18 protein-coding genes are annotated in these 17,795 nt (G+C 66.1%); 7 read left to right on the forward strand and 11 right to left on the reverse strand.

Going from position 1 to position 17,795, the window contains the following annotated elements; translation table 11 throughout:
- Positions 1 to 66: 66 nt before the first annotated feature.
- Positions 67 to 2,247: a beta-galactosidase gene (locus ACO0LV_RS07020; RefSeq protein WP_424787166.1), complete on the reverse strand. Its 2,181-nt coding sequence runs from the start codon at positions 2,245 to 2,247 to the stop codon at positions 67 to 69.
- A gap of 200 nt (positions 2,248 to 2,447) precedes the next feature.
- On the opposite strand from ACO0LV_RS07020, the gene ACO0LV_RS07025 reads away from it, so the two are divergent.
- A complete protein-coding gene (locus tag ACO0LV_RS07025) occupies positions 2,448 to 3,452 on the forward strand; it encodes a LacI family DNA-binding transcriptional regulator (protein ID WP_424787167.1) in 1,005 nt (334 codons plus the stop codon).
- 88 nt (positions 3,453 to 3,540) lie between these two features.
- Here ACO0LV_RS07025 and ACO0LV_RS07030 read toward each other — a convergent pair whose 3' ends face one another.
- The 3 genes from ACO0LV_RS07030 to ACO0LV_RS07040 all read right to left on the reverse strand — a co-directional run bounded on the left by ACO0LV_RS07030 (position 3,541) and on the right by ACO0LV_RS07040 (position 5,624).
- Complete coding sequence (locus ACO0LV_RS07030; protein WP_424787168.1) at positions 3,541 to 3,969, reverse strand: hypothetical protein; 429 nt, start codon at positions 3,967 to 3,969, stop codon at positions 3,541 to 3,543.
- Positions 3,970 to 4,068: 99 nt separating this feature from the next.
- The gene (locus ACO0LV_RS07035) at positions 4,069 to 4,482 is read right to left on the reverse strand and encodes a DUF6463 family protein (protein ID WP_424787169.1); all 414 of its coding nucleotides are present in this window, start codon (positions 4,480 to 4,482) and stop codon (positions 4,069 to 4,071) included.
- Between the two features lie 275 nt (positions 4,483 to 4,757).
- The gene (locus ACO0LV_RS07040; protein WP_424787170.1) at positions 4,758 to 5,624 is read right to left on the reverse strand and encodes an AraC family transcriptional regulator; all 867 of its coding nucleotides are present in this window, start codon (positions 5,622 to 5,624) and stop codon (positions 4,758 to 4,760) included.
- A 77-nt stretch (positions 5,625 to 5,701) separates the two neighbouring features.
- On the opposite strand from ACO0LV_RS07040, the gene ACO0LV_RS07045 reads away from it, so the two are divergent.
- A complete protein-coding gene (locus tag ACO0LV_RS07045) occupies positions 5,702 to 6,553 on the forward strand; it encodes a phytanoyl-CoA dioxygenase family protein (protein ID WP_424787171.1) in 852 nt (283 codons plus the stop codon).
- A 69-nt stretch (positions 6,554 to 6,622) separates the two neighbouring features.
- Here the strand turns inward: ACO0LV_RS07045 and ACO0LV_RS07050 are convergent, their stop codons facing one another.
- From ACO0LV_RS07050 to ACO0LV_RS07065, 4 genes are read right to left on the reverse strand one after another with little or no spacing between them, the layout of a single operon-like run.
- Positions 6,623 to 7,354, reverse strand: a complete 732-nt coding sequence (locus ACO0LV_RS07050) for a glycerophosphodiester phosphodiesterase (protein ID WP_424787172.1) — start codon at positions 7,352 to 7,354, stop codon at positions 6,623 to 6,625.
- Entirely contained in the window at positions 7,351 to 8,751 is a 1,401-nt protein-coding gene (locus ACO0LV_RS07055; protein WP_424787173.1) for an ABC transporter substrate-binding protein, read from the reverse strand. The genes ACO0LV_RS07050 and ACO0LV_RS07055 overlap by 4 nt, the downstream gene beginning before the upstream one ends.
- 27 nt (positions 8,752 to 8,778) lie before the next feature.
- Positions 8,779 to 9,696 carry a carbohydrate ABC transporter permease gene (locus tag ACO0LV_RS07060; RefSeq protein ID WP_424787174.1) on the reverse strand — a complete coding sequence of 306 codons (918 nt, stop codon included), beginning with the start codon at positions 9,694 to 9,696 and terminating at the stop codon, positions 8,779 to 8,781.
- Positions 9,693 to 10,652 (reverse strand): carbohydrate ABC transporter permease, encoded by a 960-nt coding sequence (locus tag ACO0LV_RS07065; protein ID WP_424787175.1) that lies wholly within the window; start codon positions 10,650 to 10,652, stop codon positions 9,693 to 9,695. Before ACO0LV_RS07065 ends, ACO0LV_RS07060 begins: the two co-directional genes overlap by 4 nt.
- Positions 10,653 to 10,987: 335 nt before the next feature.
- Between ACO0LV_RS07065 and ACO0LV_RS07070 the strand changes: the two genes are divergently transcribed.
- The 5 genes from ACO0LV_RS07070 (at position 10,988) to ACO0LV_RS07090 (ending at position 13,918) form a co-directional block, all read left to right on the forward strand.
- Entirely contained in the window at positions 10,988 to 11,368 is a 381-nt protein-coding gene (locus ACO0LV_RS07070; RefSeq protein ID WP_424787310.1) for an ArsR/SmtB family transcription factor, read from the forward strand.
- Positions 11,361 to 12,599: an MFS transporter gene (locus ACO0LV_RS07075; protein ID WP_424787176.1), complete on the forward strand. Its 1,239-nt coding sequence runs from the start codon at positions 11,361 to 11,363 to the stop codon at positions 12,597 to 12,599. The genes ACO0LV_RS07070 and ACO0LV_RS07075 overlap by 8 nt, the downstream gene beginning before the upstream one ends.
- A 216-nt stretch (positions 12,600 to 12,815) precedes the next feature.
- On the forward strand, positions 12,816 to 12,917 hold the full coding sequence (locus ACO0LV_RS07080; protein WP_424787177.1) for a hypothetical protein: 102 nt from the start codon (positions 12,816 to 12,818) through the stop codon (positions 12,915 to 12,917).
- Between the two features lie 126 nt (positions 12,918 to 13,043).
- Positions 13,044 to 13,505 (forward strand): iron chaperone, encoded by a 462-nt coding sequence (locus ACO0LV_RS07085; RefSeq protein ID WP_424787178.1) that lies wholly within the window; start codon positions 13,044 to 13,046, stop codon positions 13,503 to 13,505.
- A gap of 65 nt (positions 13,506 to 13,570) precedes the next feature.
- Entirely contained in the window at positions 13,571 to 13,918 is a 348-nt protein-coding gene (locus ACO0LV_RS07090; RefSeq protein ID WP_424787179.1) for a nuclear transport factor 2 family protein, read from the forward strand.
- Between the two features lie 141 nt (positions 13,919 to 14,059).
- Here the strand turns inward: ACO0LV_RS07090 and nrdF are convergent, their stop codons facing one another.
- From nrdF to nrdE, 3 genes are all read right to left on the reverse strand, one after another.
- The gene (gene nrdF, locus ACO0LV_RS07095) at positions 14,060 to 15,061 is read right to left on the reverse strand and encodes a class 1b ribonucleoside-diphosphate reductase subunit beta (protein ID WP_424787180.1); all 1,002 of its coding nucleotides are present in this window, start codon (positions 15,059 to 15,061) and stop codon (positions 14,060 to 14,062) included.
- A complete protein-coding gene (gene nrdI, locus ACO0LV_RS07100) occupies positions 15,042 to 15,452 on the reverse strand; it encodes a class Ib ribonucleoside-diphosphate reductase assembly flavoprotein NrdI (protein ID WP_424787181.1) in 411 nt (136 codons plus the stop codon). Before nrdI ends, nrdF begins: the two co-directional genes overlap by 20 nt.
- Positions 15,453 to 15,607: 155 nt before the next feature.
- Complete coding sequence (nrdE, locus tag ACO0LV_RS07105; protein ID WP_424787311.1) at positions 15,608 to 17,713, reverse strand: class 1b ribonucleoside-diphosphate reductase subunit alpha; 2,106 nt, start codon at positions 17,711 to 17,713, stop codon at positions 15,608 to 15,610.
- Between the last annotated feature and the right edge of the window lie 82 nt (positions 17,714 to 17,795).

A 17,795-nucleotide genomic window follows, 5' to 3' on the forward strand; every position in this document is an offset into this window, starting at 1 on the left:
CTTGTGAAAGCCGGGCCGGTCCGGTGACGGGCCGTGGCGGGTAGGGGATGGAGGGGCACCCGGGGGTCAGTCGACCTCGGGTGAGTCGGGAACGGGGACGCGCACGACGGCGTGACCGCCGGCGGGTAGGTCCAGCGGACCGGACAACGGGGCATCGGTGAGCAGATCATGCGCACCGGACTCGAACGGCACGGTGGCCCCGACGTGGGAGTGGTTGAGGATGACGACGTAGTCGCTGCCGCTACCGTGCCGGCGCACCACTTCCACCTGCTCGGGAAGGGTCGACGGCGACAGTCCGGCGTCCGCGTAGGCGGCACCCAGGACCGGGGCCAGGTGCTCCACGTCCAGTTTGGTCGCCACGTACCAGCCGGTGCCGGAGCCGTGGCTGTGCCGGGTGATCGCCGGCATGCCGTGGCTGGCCGCCTCGGTGCCTGCCCGGCCGTCCCCTGCGGCGGCGCCACCGGCGCTGCCGGGTGCGGAGTCGCCGTCGGGCGCTGCGGCGGCCGGGGTACCGGCGCCGGCGTCACGGTCCTGGAAGTAGCCGGGCTCGGCCGCCGGGCCGCTGGCGAAGGTGGCCAGCACCTGCGCGCCGTGGGTGATGACCGCTTCCTGCCAGGTGTCCACGGGCAGTTCGCGCACACCGCCGTCCGGTTCGGGCCAGCTGAGCGCGGCCCGCTCACCGGAACGCATCGGCAGGAACTCCTCCACGCTGACCCCCAATGCCTCCCGCAACGGTGTACCGAACCCGCCCTCGTGGACCGCGTCGTGCTCATCGACCACTCCGGAGAAGAACGACACGACCAGTGTGCCGCCTTGGGCGACGTAACGGGTCAGATTCGCCGCTGCCGCGTCGGTGAGCAGGTAGGAGGCCGGGGCCACCACGAGTCTGTAGGCGCTCAGATCGGACTCCGGGTGGGCGAAGTCGGTGGTGATCCCGTCGCGCCAGAGGCGTTCGTAGTAGGCGCGGATGCGCTCCTTGGCGTCCACGTCCACGCTCGGGCGCCACTCCAGGGACTGGGCCCAGTGCGACTCGGTGTCCCACAGGATCGCGGCCTCGGCCCGCACGGTGGAACCGGCAATCTCGCCCAGTTGGCCCAGCGTGGTGCCGAGCCGGCGCACCTCGCGCCAGATCCGCGAGTCGGTGCCGGCGTGCGGGAGCATCGCGGAGTGGAACTTCTCGGCGCCGAAGCGGGAGGCCCGCCACTGGAAGAAGCAGATCGCATCGGCCCCGCGGGCCAGGTGACCCAGGGAGTTGCGGGCCATCTCGCCGGGCCGTTTGGCCACGTTGCGCGGTTGCCAGTTCACTGCGGAGGTGGAGTGCTCCATCATGATCCACGGCTTGCCACCACCCACCGAGCGGGTCAGGTCCGCGGCCAGGGCCAGGCCGATGTGGCCTTGCGGGTCGGCGGCGGTCAGGTAGTGGTCGTTGGAGACGATGTCCACTTCCTCGGCCCAGGCGAACAGGTCCGTGGTGGGGCATTCGTTCGCCATGAAGTTGGTGGTGATCGGCTGGCGCGCGTGTGCCCTGATCGCGTCACGCTCGGCGATGTAGCACTGGCGCAGCTGGTGGTCGGTGAAGCGGGCGAAGTCCAGGCTCTGGGACGGGTTGCCCACCGACGGCGTGGGTCCGGGCGGGTTGACGTGGGACCAGTCGGAGTAGGCCTGACCCCAGAACGCCGTGCCCCAGGCCCTGTTCAGCCCGTCCAGGTCGGTGTAGCGCTGCTGCAACCAGAGGCGGAACTCCCGGGCGGCGTTGTCGGAGTAGTCGGCTCCGACCGGCGCTCCGTACTCGTTGTGCACGTGCCACATCACCACCGCCGGGTGGTCGGCGTACCGCTTGGCCAGTTCCGTGGCGATCCGCACCGCGGCGGTGCGGTACTCCGGGGCGTTGGGCGAGGCCATCCCCCGCGAGCCCGGTCCCAGCGGCACTCCGTCCCGGGTGCGCACCCGGGCCTGGGGATAGGCATGGTAGAACCAGGCCGGCGGGGAGGCGGTCGGGGTGGCCAGGTCCACCGAGATGCCCCCGGCGTGCAGCAGGTCCAGCAGGTCATCGAGCCAGCCGAAGTCGAAGACGCCCTCCTGCGGCTCCATGAACACCCAGGAGAACATTCCCAGGCTGACCATGTTCACCCCGGCCTGACGCATCAGGGCGACATCGTCCTCCCAGGTCTTCCGCGGCCACTGCTCGGGGTTGTAGTCCCCGCCGAACGCCACCGTCGGAATGCCCTTCCACGGGCTGGTGATCATGCACGCTCCATCAACTCGGGGTCACCGGCGCCCCCGAGAAACAGAAGCGCCGGCGTCAACTGGGATCGTGCACAGCCTAGCGGCGATCACCAGGGTTGTAACCCGCGAGTATCGTGCCGTAACCAAACTGTGACCGCGCACAGTCTCACCAGGTGAGTTTTGCCTGATCTCGGGGTGAGAACGGGTCTAAAGTCCGTTCTGTGACCGTGCACCGTCGTCCTACGATTCGCGACGTCGCCGCCGAGGCGGGCGTCTCGCGAGGGACCGTGTCGCGCGTGATCAACGGCGGGCACTGGGTCTCCCCGCAAGCCCGGGCGGCGGTGGAGCGGGCCATCCGGGTGACCGGCTACCGGGCGAACCAGCATGCTCGCAGCCTGGTCACCGGCCGAGCGAACTCGGTGACGTTCCTGCTCACCGAACCGCAGCAGTTGTTGTTCACCGACCCGACGTTCGCGGTGCTGCTGCGCGGTGCCGCCGAGGCGCTGTCCAGCCGGGGCATGACGCTGGTGCTGCTGGTGGCCTCCACCGACGCCGAGCGGGAGCACGTGGCCCAGTACGTGGGGGCCGGGCACGTGGACGGGGTGCTGCTGATCTCCTCCCATGAGCAGGAGCCACTACTGGACTCCCTGGTGGCGCTCAACGTCCCGATGGTGGCCTGCGGAGTGCCGCTCGGGGCGGAGGACCGGGTGCCCTCGGTTGCCGTCGATGAGGTGGGTGGCGCCAGGACCATGGTGCGCCACCTGCGCGAGCGGGGACGGCGCCGGATCGCCACCATCACCGGTCCGCTGGACACCCCCGGTGGCAAGTTCCGCCTGGCCGGGTACACCGAGGAACTGGGCGATGACTTCGATGAGGCGCTGGTGGCGCACGGGGACTACTCGGCCGAATCCGGTTCGGCGGCGATGGCCCAACTGCTGCAGCAAGCCCCGGATCTGGATGCGGTCTTCGCCGCCTCGGACCTGATGGCCGCCGGGGCACTGACCACTCTGCGCAGGGCCGGCAAGGTGGTGCCCGACGACGTGGCAGTGGGAGGCTTCGACGACTCCGGCATGGCGGGCACGCTCGACCCCCCGCTGACCACGATGCATCAACCTTTCGCCCAGATCAGCACCGAGATGGTCACCCTGTTGCTGGACATCATCGACGGCGCGGGGCCGAAGTCGGTGACGATGCCGGTGGAACTGGTGGTCCGCGCGAGCACGTGAGGGATGCGGCTCACCACCGCACGCGGTTCATCATCGCACTCGGCTGACGGCGGCTCGTGCGCTCCAGGAGTCGGGTCCGAGCAACTGCTCAGTGCTGCGGTGGTATGTGGAAGTCGATGGCGTTGTCGCGTACGACGCCGTTCTCATCTCCGACCGTGGCGATGGTGTACGGATCGAGGTTGAGGGTGTCCCCGGCATAGACGGGCATCGAGCCGGTGTCCGTGATCGACGTGCCTTCACCACGGCGGATGGCGTTGATCCACTCGAGGTAGGGGTAATGGTCGATGCAGAATCGGGCTGCGATTGCGGACATGGTGTCACCGGGTGCGGCGACATAGGCCACGGGCTGGTCGTGTTCGTCGTGGATGGCCTCGCCCCTCGCGCCGTCGATCGGACCGACGTCGCGCAGTTCGGAGTACCAGTACCCGTGGACACGCTCGTCGGTGTCGCCGGACCGCGGCTCCAGGCTGGGTAGGCCCTCGCATCCGGCCCCGCCGCGCTCAATCCCGTTGCCCACCGCAGGGCACCTCACGCACAACCGTCGCCGAAGCCAGCATTGCTCGGCTGAAGCAGCCGGTTGAGCCGAACAATGCTGACTTCGACAGGTGAGGGATACTCACCCGCCCCAGCGGCGCCGGGTGGAGGCGGACCGGATGACGGCGAGCAATCCTACCAACCCCACGAGCACGAACCCGGACGTGGGCGCCATGCTCACCCCGATCAGGGCGACCACCAGCAGCGTGAGGCTCACGGACCACGGCAGCGGCCCGGCGCGTTCGAGCACCGTGATCGCCACACCGGCTACCAGGCCCACCAACCCGGTCATCAGGAACCATTGGACCACCGCCCGCTCTCCGGTGAAGGCCCCCGCCCATCCCTGCCGTGCGGCATCGGTCAGTTCAGATCCGCCGACCACCACGGCGACCACCGTGTGCAGCACGCACACGCCGATCAAGGCCGGTCCCACCAGGGAACGTGGGGGTTGCTCGGGCTTTGCAGGTGCGGAGGCATGGGGGCCGGCATCGGTCATGACCCCATGCTCCCAGCGGCGCCGGCGGGTCCGGAAGTGGCAGCAGTCACGGGCCTTCGCCCAGCACCGCTCCACTGTGGGCGCCGGTAGTTCGACCTTCGGGTGGGTCCTCCAGTCGGGCTGGATGCAAGGGCTGGCCGTCGACCGGCCAACCTCTGACCGCGGGGCTGGGGCCGGCGCGCGGACCGAACCACCCTGGCGGACATCGACCGAGGCGGTCGGCGTTCCGGCCGATCTCCTCTTCCCGGGCCAACCCTGACGAACGAGCACCCATGTCAGTTCTGAGCGCGTGGCACCATCGCGGGGGAGTCCCGAGCTTCTTGACGTCGGAAAGTCAGCGGCGGCACCCCGACCCGGCACCGGAACAACCGGGAGAAGTAGCCGGGATCGTCATAGCCCACCTGGCGCGCTACCGCCGAGACGCTCATCGGAGTCTCGGCCAGCAGGACCTGGGCCCGGGAGATCCTGACCTGGATGATGAACTCATGCGGACTCAGGCCAGTTGCCTCCAGGACGTGAGCGCGCAGGGCATCCTCGGTCAGCCCCAGCTGCTGGGCACGCTCGACCACTGACATCTGTACGAACGCCGATGCCATCATCGTCTCAATGACAGAATCCGCCCGGGACTTCACCGAGACCACTGCCTCGGCGGCCACTCCGATCAGGTGATGCGTCGTGGTCGCGGCGATCAGCGCGGCCCGCTCGTTCGGCGTCGCCAACACCGAACGGAGTTTGGCGAAGGACGGGGCAATGTCCTCGTGCAAGCCGGTCCGGGCAGGAGCTACCGGAACGGACTGGGACCAGGCGCCCACGCTCTCCATGGCACGTGCGCTGATTCCCTCGAAGAGCACCCAGTGCTCACGCCATCCCTGGCGGTCCGGTCCGTAGTCATGAGGAACACCCGGAAAAAGCCACATAACCGCCGGCGCCTGGACGCTGTGCCGCCTGCCGTCCGTGCCTGCGAACTGCCCTGAGCCCTCAGTAACGAACACCAAGGCGTGCGTCGCCAAGCGCCGACGAGCCCTGGTATGTCGCAAGAAGCCAGTCTGCTCGCCCGCTCCTCGACAACTCAGCGAACCATCGCGCAGGGCGCGGGAGACACTCAGGTAGGCGGCCCAATTGGGCTCGCGATGAGGGGCCATGGAACGGCCAGCATAGTCCAAGTCCTCTTCGTCGATCCTCTATATCCCCGACGTCGTAGCACGGCTAGCGTGCCACCATGCTCACCTCGAACGGCTACACGTTGGCCCCCGGGTCGAACCGGCTCGGCCGGCTGCAGGAAACCCCCGACCACGAACTCCAGAACCGAGATGCCCTCTGGGACCGGATTCGTGATCAGGGATATCTCCTGCTGCGCAATCAGATCCCTGCCGCGGATGTGCTGGCCTTCCGGCAGTACTACTTCTCCCGGCTAGCAGACAGCGGACTCGTCCGTGAGGGAACCGAGCCGATCGAGGGCATCGCTTCCGGGGACGGTATCGACCCCGGACTGTACCGCCAGGCGCTCTTCGGGGAGATCGTCTCGTCCCAGGAGTACGAGGCGCTGTGCACCCATCCGGCTGTGCGGGATTGGTTCGAATGGTTCCTCGGTGCCGACACCCACCTGCACAAGCGCAGGATCCTGCGGCATACTCAGCCTGGCGAGAACGGTATCGGGACCGCGACCCAGGCCCATTACGACCTGGTGTATCTGCGAGAGGGCACCGATCGGGTGCTCTCGATGTGGATCCCGCTCGGCGACTGTCCCGTGGACCTCGGTGGATTGATCTATCTGGAAGGCACTCATCACGCGATCATGGCCGAGGAGGCCGAAAGGCGGCTGAAGCGCCCGGCTGCTTCGATCACCGCCGACCTCCCGGCACTCGCCGATGAATACGACTCCCGATGGTTGGTCACCGACTACGCCGCCGGGGACGTCGTCGTGCACTCTGCCCACGTGATACACGCCGCGCTGGACAACGTCAGGACCGACGGGCGGATGCGGCTGTCCACGGACATTCGCTACCAGCGCGCATCGGACCCCATCGACTGGCGGTGGCAGCAGCATTGGCACGACCGCGACGGTCTCTGAGAGATCGCAGGTTCCAAGACATCGGCGATTCCACGGCATCGGCGCGACAGCGTGGAGCGATAGAGCCCCTCAACGGTTGTGTGCGGCCAACCACCCGGCCAGGCGATCTGGACGGTCGGTGATGATGCCGTCCACACCGAGGTCCACCAACGAAGCCCACTCCGAGGGCTCGTTCGCCGTCCAGGCCATCACCTGCTGCCCCGCAGCGTGGATCTCCGCGAGCACATCCGGTTGCTCCAGCAGCAGGCTGAACCGGGGATTGCAGGCCACCACGCCCAGGTCGGCGCACAGATCGCGAACCTGGGCGTCATAGGTGGAGGTCAGATACCCACGGCGCAGATCAGGCGCCAGTTCGCGCACCATCTGCAGCAGATTCACCGCAGCGCTCTGCACGAGGACCCGCTCACCCAGGCCGGCATCGCCGATCTGGGTGAGGACCCGCACCAGTGACTGCTGATCCCACGGGGCCTTGAGTTCCAGGAGTAGGTCCAGACCAGGGCGGCGTTTCATCAGAGCCAGTACCTCACCCAACAGCGGCATCGGCGTCCCGGCGAATGCGGGGTCGAACCACGACCCCGCATCCACCCGGGCGATCTCGATGGCATCCATGTCCGCCACCGCGCCGCTCGCGTTACTCGTGCGGTGCAACGTCGCGTCATGGATGAGCAGCGGCTCCCCGTCCCCAGTTGGACGCAGGTCGATCTCGATCATGTCCGCGCCGACGCTGGCCGCGAGTGCCGGCATCGTGTTCTCCGGCGCCACCGAGGAGTTGCCCCGGTGAGCGATCACGAGCGGTGTCACAGGTACGGCTCAACATTCTCCTCGTAGGCCCGCTCCAACTGACGGGTCACAGTGGGCCAGACGTCCTCGGCGTTCGCGCCTTCGAGAATCAGCTGCTCCATGCCGTCGGTAATGATCTGGTCACCACCGGGGGTGAACACCCGGACCCAGTCCTGGGTCCGGGTGCGTTCCAGTTGGTCCACCGAGGTGCGGAACTGCGGCGTCTCCTCGTACAGCGCCGCCATGGTCTCGCCCTCGATCGCCGAAGTCCGCACCGGCATGTAGCCGGTCTCAGAGGAGTAGGCGGCGGTATTATCGGCGTCGGTGAGGAAGGCGAGGAACATCGCCGCAGCCAGTTGCTGCTCGGGGGTACGCTCCGAGGCGATGGCCACGCCGGTCCCGCCGGTGGGTACGTTCGGCCCGTCGACCGGGCCGCCGGGCAGGAAGGCGGCTCCGACCTCGAAGTCGGCAGCCTCCAGATGTGCGGTCAGCGAACCGGTGGAGCCGATCAACGAGGCGAACACGCCGGACTGGAAGTCGGCGTTGGTGTCGGAGCCGAAGTCTGCGAAGTAGTCGTCGCCGGTGAACATGTCCCGCACGAAGTTCCCTGCGGCCAGGGACTCCTCGGTGTCCAGGGTGACCTCCCACTCCTCGCTCATCTGAGCGCCCATCCCCCAACTGAGGTTGGAGTACCACCAGGCCGCCCACGAGGGACCGATACCGGTACCCATCGGTGCCCCGTTGGAGGGCACCACATCCCACAGCGCCTCGGACCATTCCTGCAGTTCGGCCCAGGTCTCCGGACCGCGGTCGGGCAGGCCGGCCTGCTCCCACAACTCGGTGTTGTAGTAGAACAGCGGCGTTGATCGGGCGTAGGGGGCTGCGTAATGCTGCCCCTCGTAGGCGTAGTCCTCCCAGAACGTCTCGACATAGTCGCCGATGTCCACGCCGAGGTGCTCGAATACGCCGTCGATCGGCAGGATCTGGCCGTTGACGAAGTAGCGGAACCACCACACGTCACTGGCTCCGACGAGTTCGGGCACCTCGTCGGTGCCCGCCGCGGCCTGGAACCGCTGGGCGATTTCGTCGTAGTTCGCTCCGGCGGTGACCAGGTCCACCTCGATGCCGTGCTCAGCGGTGAACGCATCGATAACGGACTGTTCCCACTCGAGGGTGTTTCCGGGGTGGTTGGACCACCAGGTGATCCGCTCGGCCGGCTCGACGCCGTCCCACTCGGTCTCCTCGTGTTCCTCACGACCGGTGTCACCGCCCACGCTGGGGCCAGCACAGGCGGCTAGCAAGCCGCTCGCGGCGGCGACGCCGCCCAGGGCCAGCACGTTTCGCCGGCTGGGCTGCCAGAGCCTCCCGTCGTCGGGTGGCGTCCACAAGCGGGAGGATCGGCGAGAGTTCTTGGACATGTGGGTGCTCCTTGTGGGTGGGTGCTATCAGCCAGTGACGGCGCCGGCGGTGAGGCCGGCCACGAGTCGGCGTTGCAATATCAGGAAGACGAGCAGGATCGGCAGCGTGACGAGAGTCGTGGCGGCCATCAGCACGCCCCAGTTCTGGAGTCCCTCGACGCGTTGCAGCAGGGTCAGTCCGACCGGAAGCGGCATGGTGTTGGGGTTGTCGACCACGAGCATGGGCCAGAGGTATTCATTCCACTCGCCCACGATCGACACGAGGCTCACGGCGGCGATGGTCGGCACCGACATCGGCACCACGAACCGCCAGAGCCTCCGGAAGTGACCGGCGCCGTCGACCTCTGCGGCCTCCAGCACCGAGATCGGCAGGGACAGGAAGTGCTGGCGGAACAGGAAGGTGCCGAAGGCGCTGGCCAGTCCGGGCACGATGATCCCCTGATAGCTGTTCAGCCAACCCAGATCGGCGATCAAGGTGTAGTTCGGGATGATCGTGATCTGGCCCGGAATCAGCAGGGCGAAGAGCACCAGGATGAAGAAGGCCTTGCGGAACGGAATGTCCACGAACACCAGGGCGTATGCGCAGCAGAGTCCGAGCAGGACTTTCAGCCCCGCACCGACGATGGTGATGAAGACGCTGTTCAGGAACATCCGGCCGATCGGGATGGAACTGGCGACCATCCGGAAGTTGTCGAAGTTCCAGTTCTCCGGCAGCCAGATGAGGGGCATGGAGTACAACTCGTTCGGGGCCTTGAAGCTGGCCAGGAGCATCCAGATCAGCGGTACCGACATCACCAGCGCCGCGGCGATCATGGTGCCGTAGAGGCCGAATCTGATCGGGACCCGCAACAGGCGGGCACGGGCGGACGTCCTGCGCTGGCCGGCGTGCTCGACCGGTGCTTGGGTCCTGTCCTCGGGTTCGGATGCGGTGAGCGTGTCGGTCATGAGTAGTGCACCTTCCGCTCCACGAACTTGAGTTGAATCGCCGTGATCACCAGCAGGACGATGAACAGGATCGTCGCGGCCGCTGAGGCGTAGCCGGCCCGTCCGGTCTGGAAGCCTTCGACGTAGATCTGGTACATCAGCGTGGTCGTGCTGCCCAGCGGCCCGCCGTCAGTCATCGCGCGGATCAGGTCGAAGGACTGCAGCGAACTCAGCATCGTGGTGATCAGCAGGAAGAAGGTCACCGGACCGAGGAGCGGGAAGACCACCGACCAGAACGTGCGGAACCGGCTCGCCCCATCGATCGCCGCGGCATCCCGCAGGTCCTGGGGCACCGCCTGCAGGCCGGCCAGGTAGATCAGGGCGACGTAGCCCATGTTCTTCCACAGGTAGACGATGATGATCATCACCAGGGCCCAGGGTGTTGTGGAGTACCACTCCGGCGATGTCACACCGATCCAGTCCAGGAACACCGAGAGCAACCCGTACCGGGGGTTGAATATGTACAGCCAGAGCATGCCGACGGCGATGCCGGAGAGGACGTAGGGCGCGAAGGCCACGGTCCGGGCGACCCCCCGACCCATCAGTTTCTGGTTCAGCAGCAGCGCGAGGAGTAGGCCGAGCACCAGGCCACCGCCCACGGTGGTCAGTCCGAAGACGGCGGTTGTGGTCACCACGGTGGGCGTACGCGGGTCGCCCAACCATTCAACGTAGTTGCCGAAGCCGATGAACCGGGCGACGCTGGAGCCGAGGTTCCACTGCAGCATCGAGTAGTAGAAGCTGAGCAGCAGCGGTCGATAGGTGAAGATCAGCAAGATGGCGATGTTCGGCCCGGCGAGCAGTGCGAACGCAATGATGTTGCGTAGACGCACCCGAGAGCGCCGATTCTGCGGCACCGGGCGGGCAACCGCGGTGGCGCTCTGGGCTGCGAGCGCCGGGGCAGGAGCAACTCTGGTCATCTGCGTGGGGGCCATTCGATCGGGAAGGTGGCAAGACGCTAGCAACAGAGTCCACATATACGGGACGCAATTTCCAAAAAGTCCCATAGTCGGTAATTGAGTTCCTCCGGTCCCGCGCGTCGTGCCGCGATCCGTTAAAGCGTCCGACGGCGATGCTGCAGTTGCGGTGTTATCAAGGGTTCGGAAGCCATTGGCGGGCTGCTTGAAGGCCCTCCGCCGATGCACAGCCTGGTCCCACCTACGCGCTCCCGGATAGGACTATCGTCGAGCAAGTCGCCAATGCCGGGGTGAACTCCATCGGCCAGGCCTGTGCTCACAAGGCGGTCGGTTACTCTATGCGCATGTGCGCAACTAAGCGAGTAGCCTCGGACAGTCCCTACGTCGAACTGGCGGTCGAGGTCTTCGCGATGCTTGCCGATGCCACGCGGGTGCGGATCATCCTGGCTCTATGGGATGGCGAGTTGGCAGTGAAGGAGTTGGCCGAGATCGTCGGCAAGTCCTCGGCCGCAGTGTCGCAGCATCTGGCCAAGATGCGCTTGGCGCGCATGGTGACAACCCGGCACGACGGCACCCGGGTCTTCTACCGGCTCGCGAATGAGCATGCCCGTCAACTCGTCGCGGATGCTGTCTATCAAGCCGAGCACGCCGTGGACATACACCCGGCCCATCACCGTCGTCCCTCCGCGCAGCCCGGGCATGGGATTTCCGATGCTTGAGGTCCTGCGCAACGCTGCTTACGCCAGACTCTTCCGCGCCCAGGTCATCGCTCTCCTGGGCACCGGACTGCTGACCGTCGCTCTGGGGCTGCTCGCCTTCGACCTGGCAGGTGTGCAGGCCGGCGTCGTCCTGGGAACCGCGCTGACGATCAAGATGCTGGCCTACGTCGGCGTCGCGCCGCTCGTCTCGGCGATCGCCCACAAGGTCCCGCGGAAGACGCTGATGGTCGGGGCCGATCTCGTGCGCGCCCTCACCGCGCTCTGCCTGCCGTTCGTGGACCAGGTCTGGCAGATCTACGTCTTGATCTTCGTTCTCCAGGCGGCCTCGGCCACCTTCACTCCCACGTTCCAGGCCGTCATTCCCGAGATCCTGCCCGATGAGGCCCAGTACACCCGGGCGCTGTCCCTCTCCCGCCTGGCCTACGATCTCGAGGCACTCCTCAGCCCGGTCATTGCCGCCGCACTGCTGACACTGGTCGGTTACCACAACCTCTTCCTGGCCACGGTCGCAGGATTTCTCGGCTCCGCACTTCTCGTGCTGGCCACCCGATTCCCGCCGTCCATCCCCGATGCGGCGGGTGCCTTCGGCGAACGGCTGACCCGCGGTGTGCGGGTCTTCGCCAAGCGTGATCAACTGCGCAGCCTCATGGCGATGAACATCGTGGTTGCCTGCGCCACCGCGATGGTCCTGGTCAACACCGTGGTCCTCGTGCGCGGTGTCCTTGGGCGCTCCGACGCCGAGGTCGCGGTCCTGTTGGCCGCCTACGGTGCCGGATCGATGCTGGTGGCGCTGGCCCTGCCCCGAACCCTGGACCGCATTCCCGACCGTCGCGTCATGCTCACCGGAAGCGCTCTGCTGCCCCTGGGCCTGGCTGCAGCCTCGGCGTTGATCGCCCTGGCACCCCAAGCCTGGGCGGCACTGCTGTTGTTGTGGTTCGTCCTGGGCGCAGCCACCTCCTCGGTACTCACCCCCTCGGCCCGGCTGCTGCGACGCGCATCGACCCAGGCCACCCGCCCCGCTGTCTTCGCCGCTCAGTTCTCCCTGTCCCACGCCTGCTTCATCCTCACCTACCCGCTCGCCGGTAGCCTCGGCGCCCACCTCGGCCTCCCCGCAATCGCACTCGTCCTCGCCGCAATTGCCATCACAGCGGCCGTCCTGGCACGCGTCGCGTGGAAGCCGGGTGCCACCGATGTCCAGGAGCCGGTCGATGCGGGTGCACGAGCCACTTGAGCCCGGTTGATTCGGAGTGGCAAGCACTAGGCGACCCGCTGACTGCTGTTCGTTCCATTGCCACTCCAATCGTTGCGACTGCGGACGCTCCGTGGTTGGGTAACCACCGTGGGACAAGGAGCCACGCCGGCACACCGTCGACCCGCTCGGCCTGGTCACCGTCGCGGCCGCACCTACCTGCTAGCCACCAAGGCAGACGGCTGGGTTCTCCTCGACGTGACCTTCGAGGATCTCCGACACGCTGCATGGGCCCTCTGGCAGTTGGGCACCGCTGCTGAAGTCATCCGTCCGACATCACTGCGGGCTGCCCTCGGATAGCGAGCGGCGGAACTTGCGGAGCGGTACGCCGACCCACGCTAGGCTGGCGCCATCGCTCAGGATTCGAGAAGCGGACCCCAGTGCATCGCTCTAGCGTGGGCCCGATCAGCCACGAGAGGAGTACTGATGACAGACAACGCATCCGGTGGGTTCACTGACGTCGAGTTTGCTGCGATCAAGGAGCGCGCCGCAGAACTGCGCGCAGAGAAGGGAGGCAAGAAGGCTGCGGCCGCGTTGGAGGATCTGCTGAAGAGTATCGAGGCGATGCCGGAGGACCAGCGGGTCATCGCCGAACGCATCCATGTCATCGTCTCCGAGGTCGCGCCGGACCTCCGGCCGAAAACCTGGTACGGACAGCCGGCTTGGACGAACGCCGAAGGCAAGGTGGTGGTGTTCTTCCACTCTGCCGCCAAATACGGCACCCGATACAACAGCCTGGGGTTCGAGGAGGCGTCTCACCTCGACGACGGGGTCATGTGGCCGACGTCATACGCGATCACCGGCCCCCTCGACGTCGCCGAAGAGAAACTGATCGCTCAACTCGTAAGGAAAGCGTCGGGATCAGCGAACTCAGCGCCCGGCGTGTAGGCCGTCCTCCACCACCGCGAGCGCCGCAGGTCCCGACCGGCAGCCTCATCGGCCATGATTGACCGATGGCCTTCGCAGAGGAGTTGCTTCACCGGCACATCGACGCCTTCAACGCCGGCGATGCCGATCGCCTTCTCGCTGATTTCACCCCCACGGCCACGTGGGTCACCGGTGACTACACCGTGCTCGATGGCGGACTCCGGTCCTTCTTCGAAGGAGCGATGCGTTCCATCAGGCCGCGTCTCACGCTCAGACGCACGATCGACGGCGGGAACACGGTCGTTGCGGAGATGACCGAGACCTGGACCCATGGCGGCGAATCGAAGAGCGCGGCCCTCGTCGCCGTGTTCGACCTCGTCGGGGGAAAGATCGACAAGGCCAAGATCTATCGCGAAGGGTCGGCAGACGTCTAACAACTGCAGGGGCAGCGCCCCGCCGGAGCACGTCAAAACGCCGCGGGCGGCGACGGCGCACTTCCCCTTGCGCTATCACCACCCGCGGCGGGTGGAACGGATTGCCCGGACCGGCCTACGCCTGGTCCGGACAATCCGGGTCTAGAAGTCCCAGTCGTCGTCCTCGGTCTCCTCAGCCTTGCCGATCACGTAGGAGGACCCGGAGCCGGAGAAGAAGTCGTGGTTCTCATCGGCGTTCGGGGACAGTGCGGACAGGATCGCCGGGTTCACCGCAGTGGCATCGGCCGGGAACAGCGCCTCGTAGCCCAGGTTCATCAGGGTCTTGTTCGCGTTGTAGCGCATGAAGGCCATCACGTCCTCGGTCAGGCCCAGCGGGTCGTACAGGTCCCGGGTGTAGGCCTCCTCAACCTCGAACAGGTCCTGGAGCATCTCGAAGGTGTAGCCCTTCAGTTCATCCTGATGGTCGGCCGAGAGTCGCTCCAGGTTCTTCTGGTACTTGTACCCGATGTAGTACCCGTGCACGGCCTCATCGCGGATGATCAACCGAATGAGATCGGCGGTGTTGGTGAGTTTGGCCCGGGAGGACCAGTACATCGGAGCGTAGAAGCCGGAGTAGAACAGGAACGATTCCAGCATCACCGAAGCGATCTTGCGCTTGTACGGGTCGGCGCCCCGGTAGTGCGCCACGATCGTCTGGGCCTTGCGCTGCAGGTGCTCGTTCTCCACCGACCAGCGGAACGCGGCATCGATCTCGTTGGTGGAGATCAGGGTGGAGAAGATCGAGGAGTAACTCTTCGCGTGCACCTGCTCCATGAACACGATGTTGGACAGCACCGCCTCCTCGTGCGGGGTGATCACATCGGGGATCAGGCTGACCGCACCCTGGGTGCCCTGGATGGTGTCCAGCAACGTCAACCCGGTCAGCACCCGGGTGGTCATCGCCTTCTCGTCATCGGTCAGGGTGGCCCAGGACTGGATGTCGTTGGACAGCGGCACCTTCTCCGGCAGCCAGAAGTTCGACGTCAGCCGCTCCCAGACCTCCAGGTCCTTGGGGTCCTCGACCCGGTTCCAGTTGATCGCGTGGATCGGGCTGATGAGCGGATTGTCGCTGAGGGTGGAGGACTCAGGCGTAAGCGTGCTCAAGGGTTGTCTCCAATGCTTGGTGAACGGCGTCGATGTCCGATGGGGTGCCGAGCAGTTCGAATCGGTGCAGGTGCGGCACGCCCAACTTGCGGGCGATGATGTCGCCGGCGATGCAGAATCCGGCGCCGAAGTTGGTGTTGCCACCCGAGACCACACCGCGGCACAGGGAGCGGTTGTGCTCGTCGTTGAGGAACTTGATGACCTGCTTGGGCACGGCCCCGCGCTGGGTCCCGTGCCCGTAGGTGGGCGTGATGAGGATGTACTCGGTGTCCCCCACGTGCAGGAACTCATCGGTGGGGCGTAGCGGAATGCGCAGCGCCGGCACCCCCAGTCGTTGCACGAACCGGTGAGTGTTGTTGGACACCGAGGAGAAGTAGACGATGCCGGCCATCGTGATCAGGCCGTCCCTGCCGGCGGTCCGGCCGGCTGCTCGATCGTCATCTGGGGTTCCTTCGTCGCCTTCGGGTGTGGGTCATGTGTGGTGTGGGGCCCGACGGCGAGTGGCCGAGTGCGTCGGCCACTCACCGCTGGTCACGGGTCAGGTGGTCACAGCGTGCAACTGACGCAGCCCTCCACCTCGGTGCCGGTCAGCGCCATCTGACGCAGCCGGATGTAGTACAAGGTCTTGATCCCCTTGCGCCAGGCGTAGATCTGCGCGCGGTTCAGGTCCCGGGTGGTGACGGAGTCCTTGAAGAACAGCGTCAGGGACAGGCCCTGGTCCACGTGCTGGGTGGCCGCGGCGTAGGTGTCGATGATCTTCTCGTAGCCGACCTCGTAGGCATCGGCGAAGTACTCGACGTTGTCGTTGGTCATGTGCGGGGCCGGGTAGTAGACCCGCCCGATCTTGCCCTCCTTGCGGATCTCCACCGGCGCGGCGATCGGGTGGATCGAGGAGGTGGCGTTGTTGATGTAGGAGATCGACCCGGTCGGGGGCACTGCCTGCAGGTTCTGGTTGTAGATCCCGTGGGCCATCACCGAAGCCTTGAGTTCGCGCCAGTCGTCCTGGGTCGGGATGTGCACCCCGGCCTCGGTGAAGAGTTGACGCACGCGCTCGGTGGCCGGCTCCCACGCCTGGTCGGTGTACTTGTCGAAGTACTCCCCGGAGGCATAGGTGGAGTCGGGGAAGCCCTTGAACGCCTGGCCGCGCTCGATCGCGAGTTTGTTGGACTCGGTGATCGCGTGGAAGGCCACGGTGTAGAAGTAGATGTTGGTGAAGTCCACCCCCTCCTCCGAGCCGTAGTGGATCCGCTCCCGTGCCAGGTAGCCGTGCAGGTTCATCTGGCCCAGGCCGATGGCGTGGGATTCGTTGTTGCCCAACTCGATCGAGGGCACCGAGTTGATGTGGGTCTGGTCCGACACCGCGGTCAGGGCCCTGATCGCCGTTCCCACGGTCTTGCCGAAGTCCGGGGAGTCCATCGCCATCGCGATGTTCAACGAACCCAGGTTGCAGGAGATGTCTTTGCCGACGTGGGCGTAGGACAGGTCCTCGTTGTAGGTGGACGCGGTGGAGACCTGCAGGATCTCGCTGCACAGGTTGGAGTGGGTGATCTTGCCGGCGATCGGGTTCGCCTTGTTCACCGTGTCCTCGAACATGATGTAGGGGTAACCGGACTCGAACTGGATCTCGGCCAGGGTCTGGAAGAACTCACGGGCCTTGATCTTCTTCTTGCGGATCCGGCCGTCGTCGACGAGTTTGCGGTACTCCTCGGTGACGTTGATCTCGGCGAACGGCTTGCCGTACACCCGCTCCACGTCATAGGGCGAGAACAGGTACATGTCCTCGTTCTTCTTCGCCAGCTCGAAGGTGATGTCCGGGATCACCACGCCGAGGGAGAGGGTCTTGATCCGGATCTTCTCGTCGGCGTTCTCCCGCTTGGTGTCCAGGAATCGCATGATGTCGGGGTGGTGGGCGTGCAGATACACCGCCCCTGCGCCCTGGCGGGCCCCGAGCTGGTTGGCGTAGGAGAAGGAGTCCTCCAACAGCTTCATCACCGGGATCACCCCGGAGGACTGGTTCTCGATCTTCTTGATCGGGGCCCCGTACTCGCGAATGTTGCTCAGCAGCAACGCCACGCCGCCGCCGCGCTTGGACAACTGCAGCGAGGAGTTGATCGCCCGGGAGATCGACTCCATGTTGTCCTCGATGCGCAGCAGGAAGCAGGAGACCGGCTCCCCGCGCTGCTTCTTGCCCGAGTTCAGGAACGTGGGCGTGGCCGGCTGGAATCGGCCGGCCACGATCTCATCGACCATCTCGCGGGCGAAGTCCTCATTGCCGGCGGCCAGCGTCAGGGCCACCATGACGACCCGGTCCTCGAACCGCTCCAGGTAGCGCTTCCCGTCGAAGGTCTTCAGCGTGTAGGAGGTGTAGTACTTGAACGCCCCGAGGAAGGTCTTGAACCGGAACTTCTTGGAGTAGGCGTAGTCGAACAGGTCCTGGACGAACTCGAAGGAGTAGGCGTCCAGTATCTCGGTCTCGTAGTAGCCGTTCTCGATCAGGTAGTCGAGTTTCTCGCGCAGGTTGTGGAAGAAGACGGTGTTCTGGTTGACGTGCTGCAGGAAGTACGCCCGCGCCGCCTCACGGTCCTTGTCGAACTGGATGTTCCCGTCGGCGTCGTACAGGTTCAGCATCGCGTTCAACGCGTGATAGTCCATCGCGGGCTCGGCGAGCTCGATCTCCTCGCGCGTCAGTGTCGCTGCCACAGTTGTTCCCATCCCTCATGGACGCCATGCGCGT

The sequence above is a fragment of the Pseudactinotalea sp. Z1739 genome (assembly GCF_049725055.1).
Taxonomy (GTDB): Bacteria; Actinomycetota; Actinomycetes; order Actinomycetales; family Beutenbergiaceae; genus CALKWS01.

What these genes read in the sequence shown, in the direction of transcription:
- ACO0LV_RS07020 (WP_424787166.1), bottom strand. Translation starts at nt 2,247, where the DNA reads ATGATCACCAGCCCGTGGAAGGGCATTCCGACGGTGGCGTTCGGCGGG.
- ACO0LV_RS07035 (WP_424787169.1), bottom strand. Translation starts at nt 4,482, where the DNA reads ATGACCGATGCCGGCCCCCATGCCTCCGCACCTGCAAAGCCCGAGCAA.
- ACO0LV_RS07040 (WP_424787170.1), bottom strand. Translation starts at nt 5,624, where the DNA reads ATGGCCCCTCATCGCGAGCCCAATTGGGCCGCCTACCTGAGTGTCTCC.
- ACO0LV_RS07045 (WP_424787171.1), top strand. Translation starts at nt 5,702, where the DNA reads ATGCTCACCTCGAACGGCTACACGTTGGCCCCCGGGTCGAACCGGCTC.
- ACO0LV_RS07055 (WP_424787173.1), bottom strand. Translation starts at nt 8,751, where the DNA reads ATGTCCAAGAACTCTCGCCGATCCTCCCGCTTGTGGACGCCACCCGAC.
- ACO0LV_RS07060 (WP_424787174.1), bottom strand. Translation starts at nt 9,696, where the DNA reads ATGACCGACACGCTCACCGCATCCGAACCCGAGGACAGGACCCAAGCA.
- ACO0LV_RS07065 (WP_424787175.1), bottom strand. Translation starts at nt 10,652, where the DNA reads ATGACCAGAGTTGCTCCTGCCCCGGCGCTCGCAGCCCAGAGCGCCACC.
- ACO0LV_RS07070 (WP_424787310.1), top strand. Translation starts at nt 10,988, where the DNA reads ATGCGCATGTGCGCAACTAAGCGAGTAGCCTCGGACAGTCCCTACGTC.
- ACO0LV_RS07075 (WP_424787176.1), top strand. Translation starts at nt 11,361, where the DNA reads ATGCTTGAGGTCCTGCGCAACGCTGCTTACGCCAGACTCTTCCGCGCC.
- ACO0LV_RS07085 (WP_424787178.1), top strand. Translation starts at nt 13,044, where the DNA reads ATGACAGACAACGCATCCGGTGGGTTCACTGACGTCGAGTTTGCTGCG.
- ACO0LV_RS07090 (WP_424787179.1), top strand. Translation starts at nt 13,571, where the DNA reads ATGGCCTTCGCAGAGGAGTTGCTTCACCGGCACATCGACGCCTTCAAC.
- nrdI (WP_424787181.1), bottom strand. Translation starts at nt 15,452, where the DNA reads ATGGCCGGCATCGTCTACTTCTCCTCGGTGTCCAACAACACTCACCGG.
- nrdE (WP_424787311.1), bottom strand. Translation starts at nt 17,713, where the DNA reads ATGGACTATCACGCGTTGAACGCGATGCTGAACCTGTACGACGCCGAC.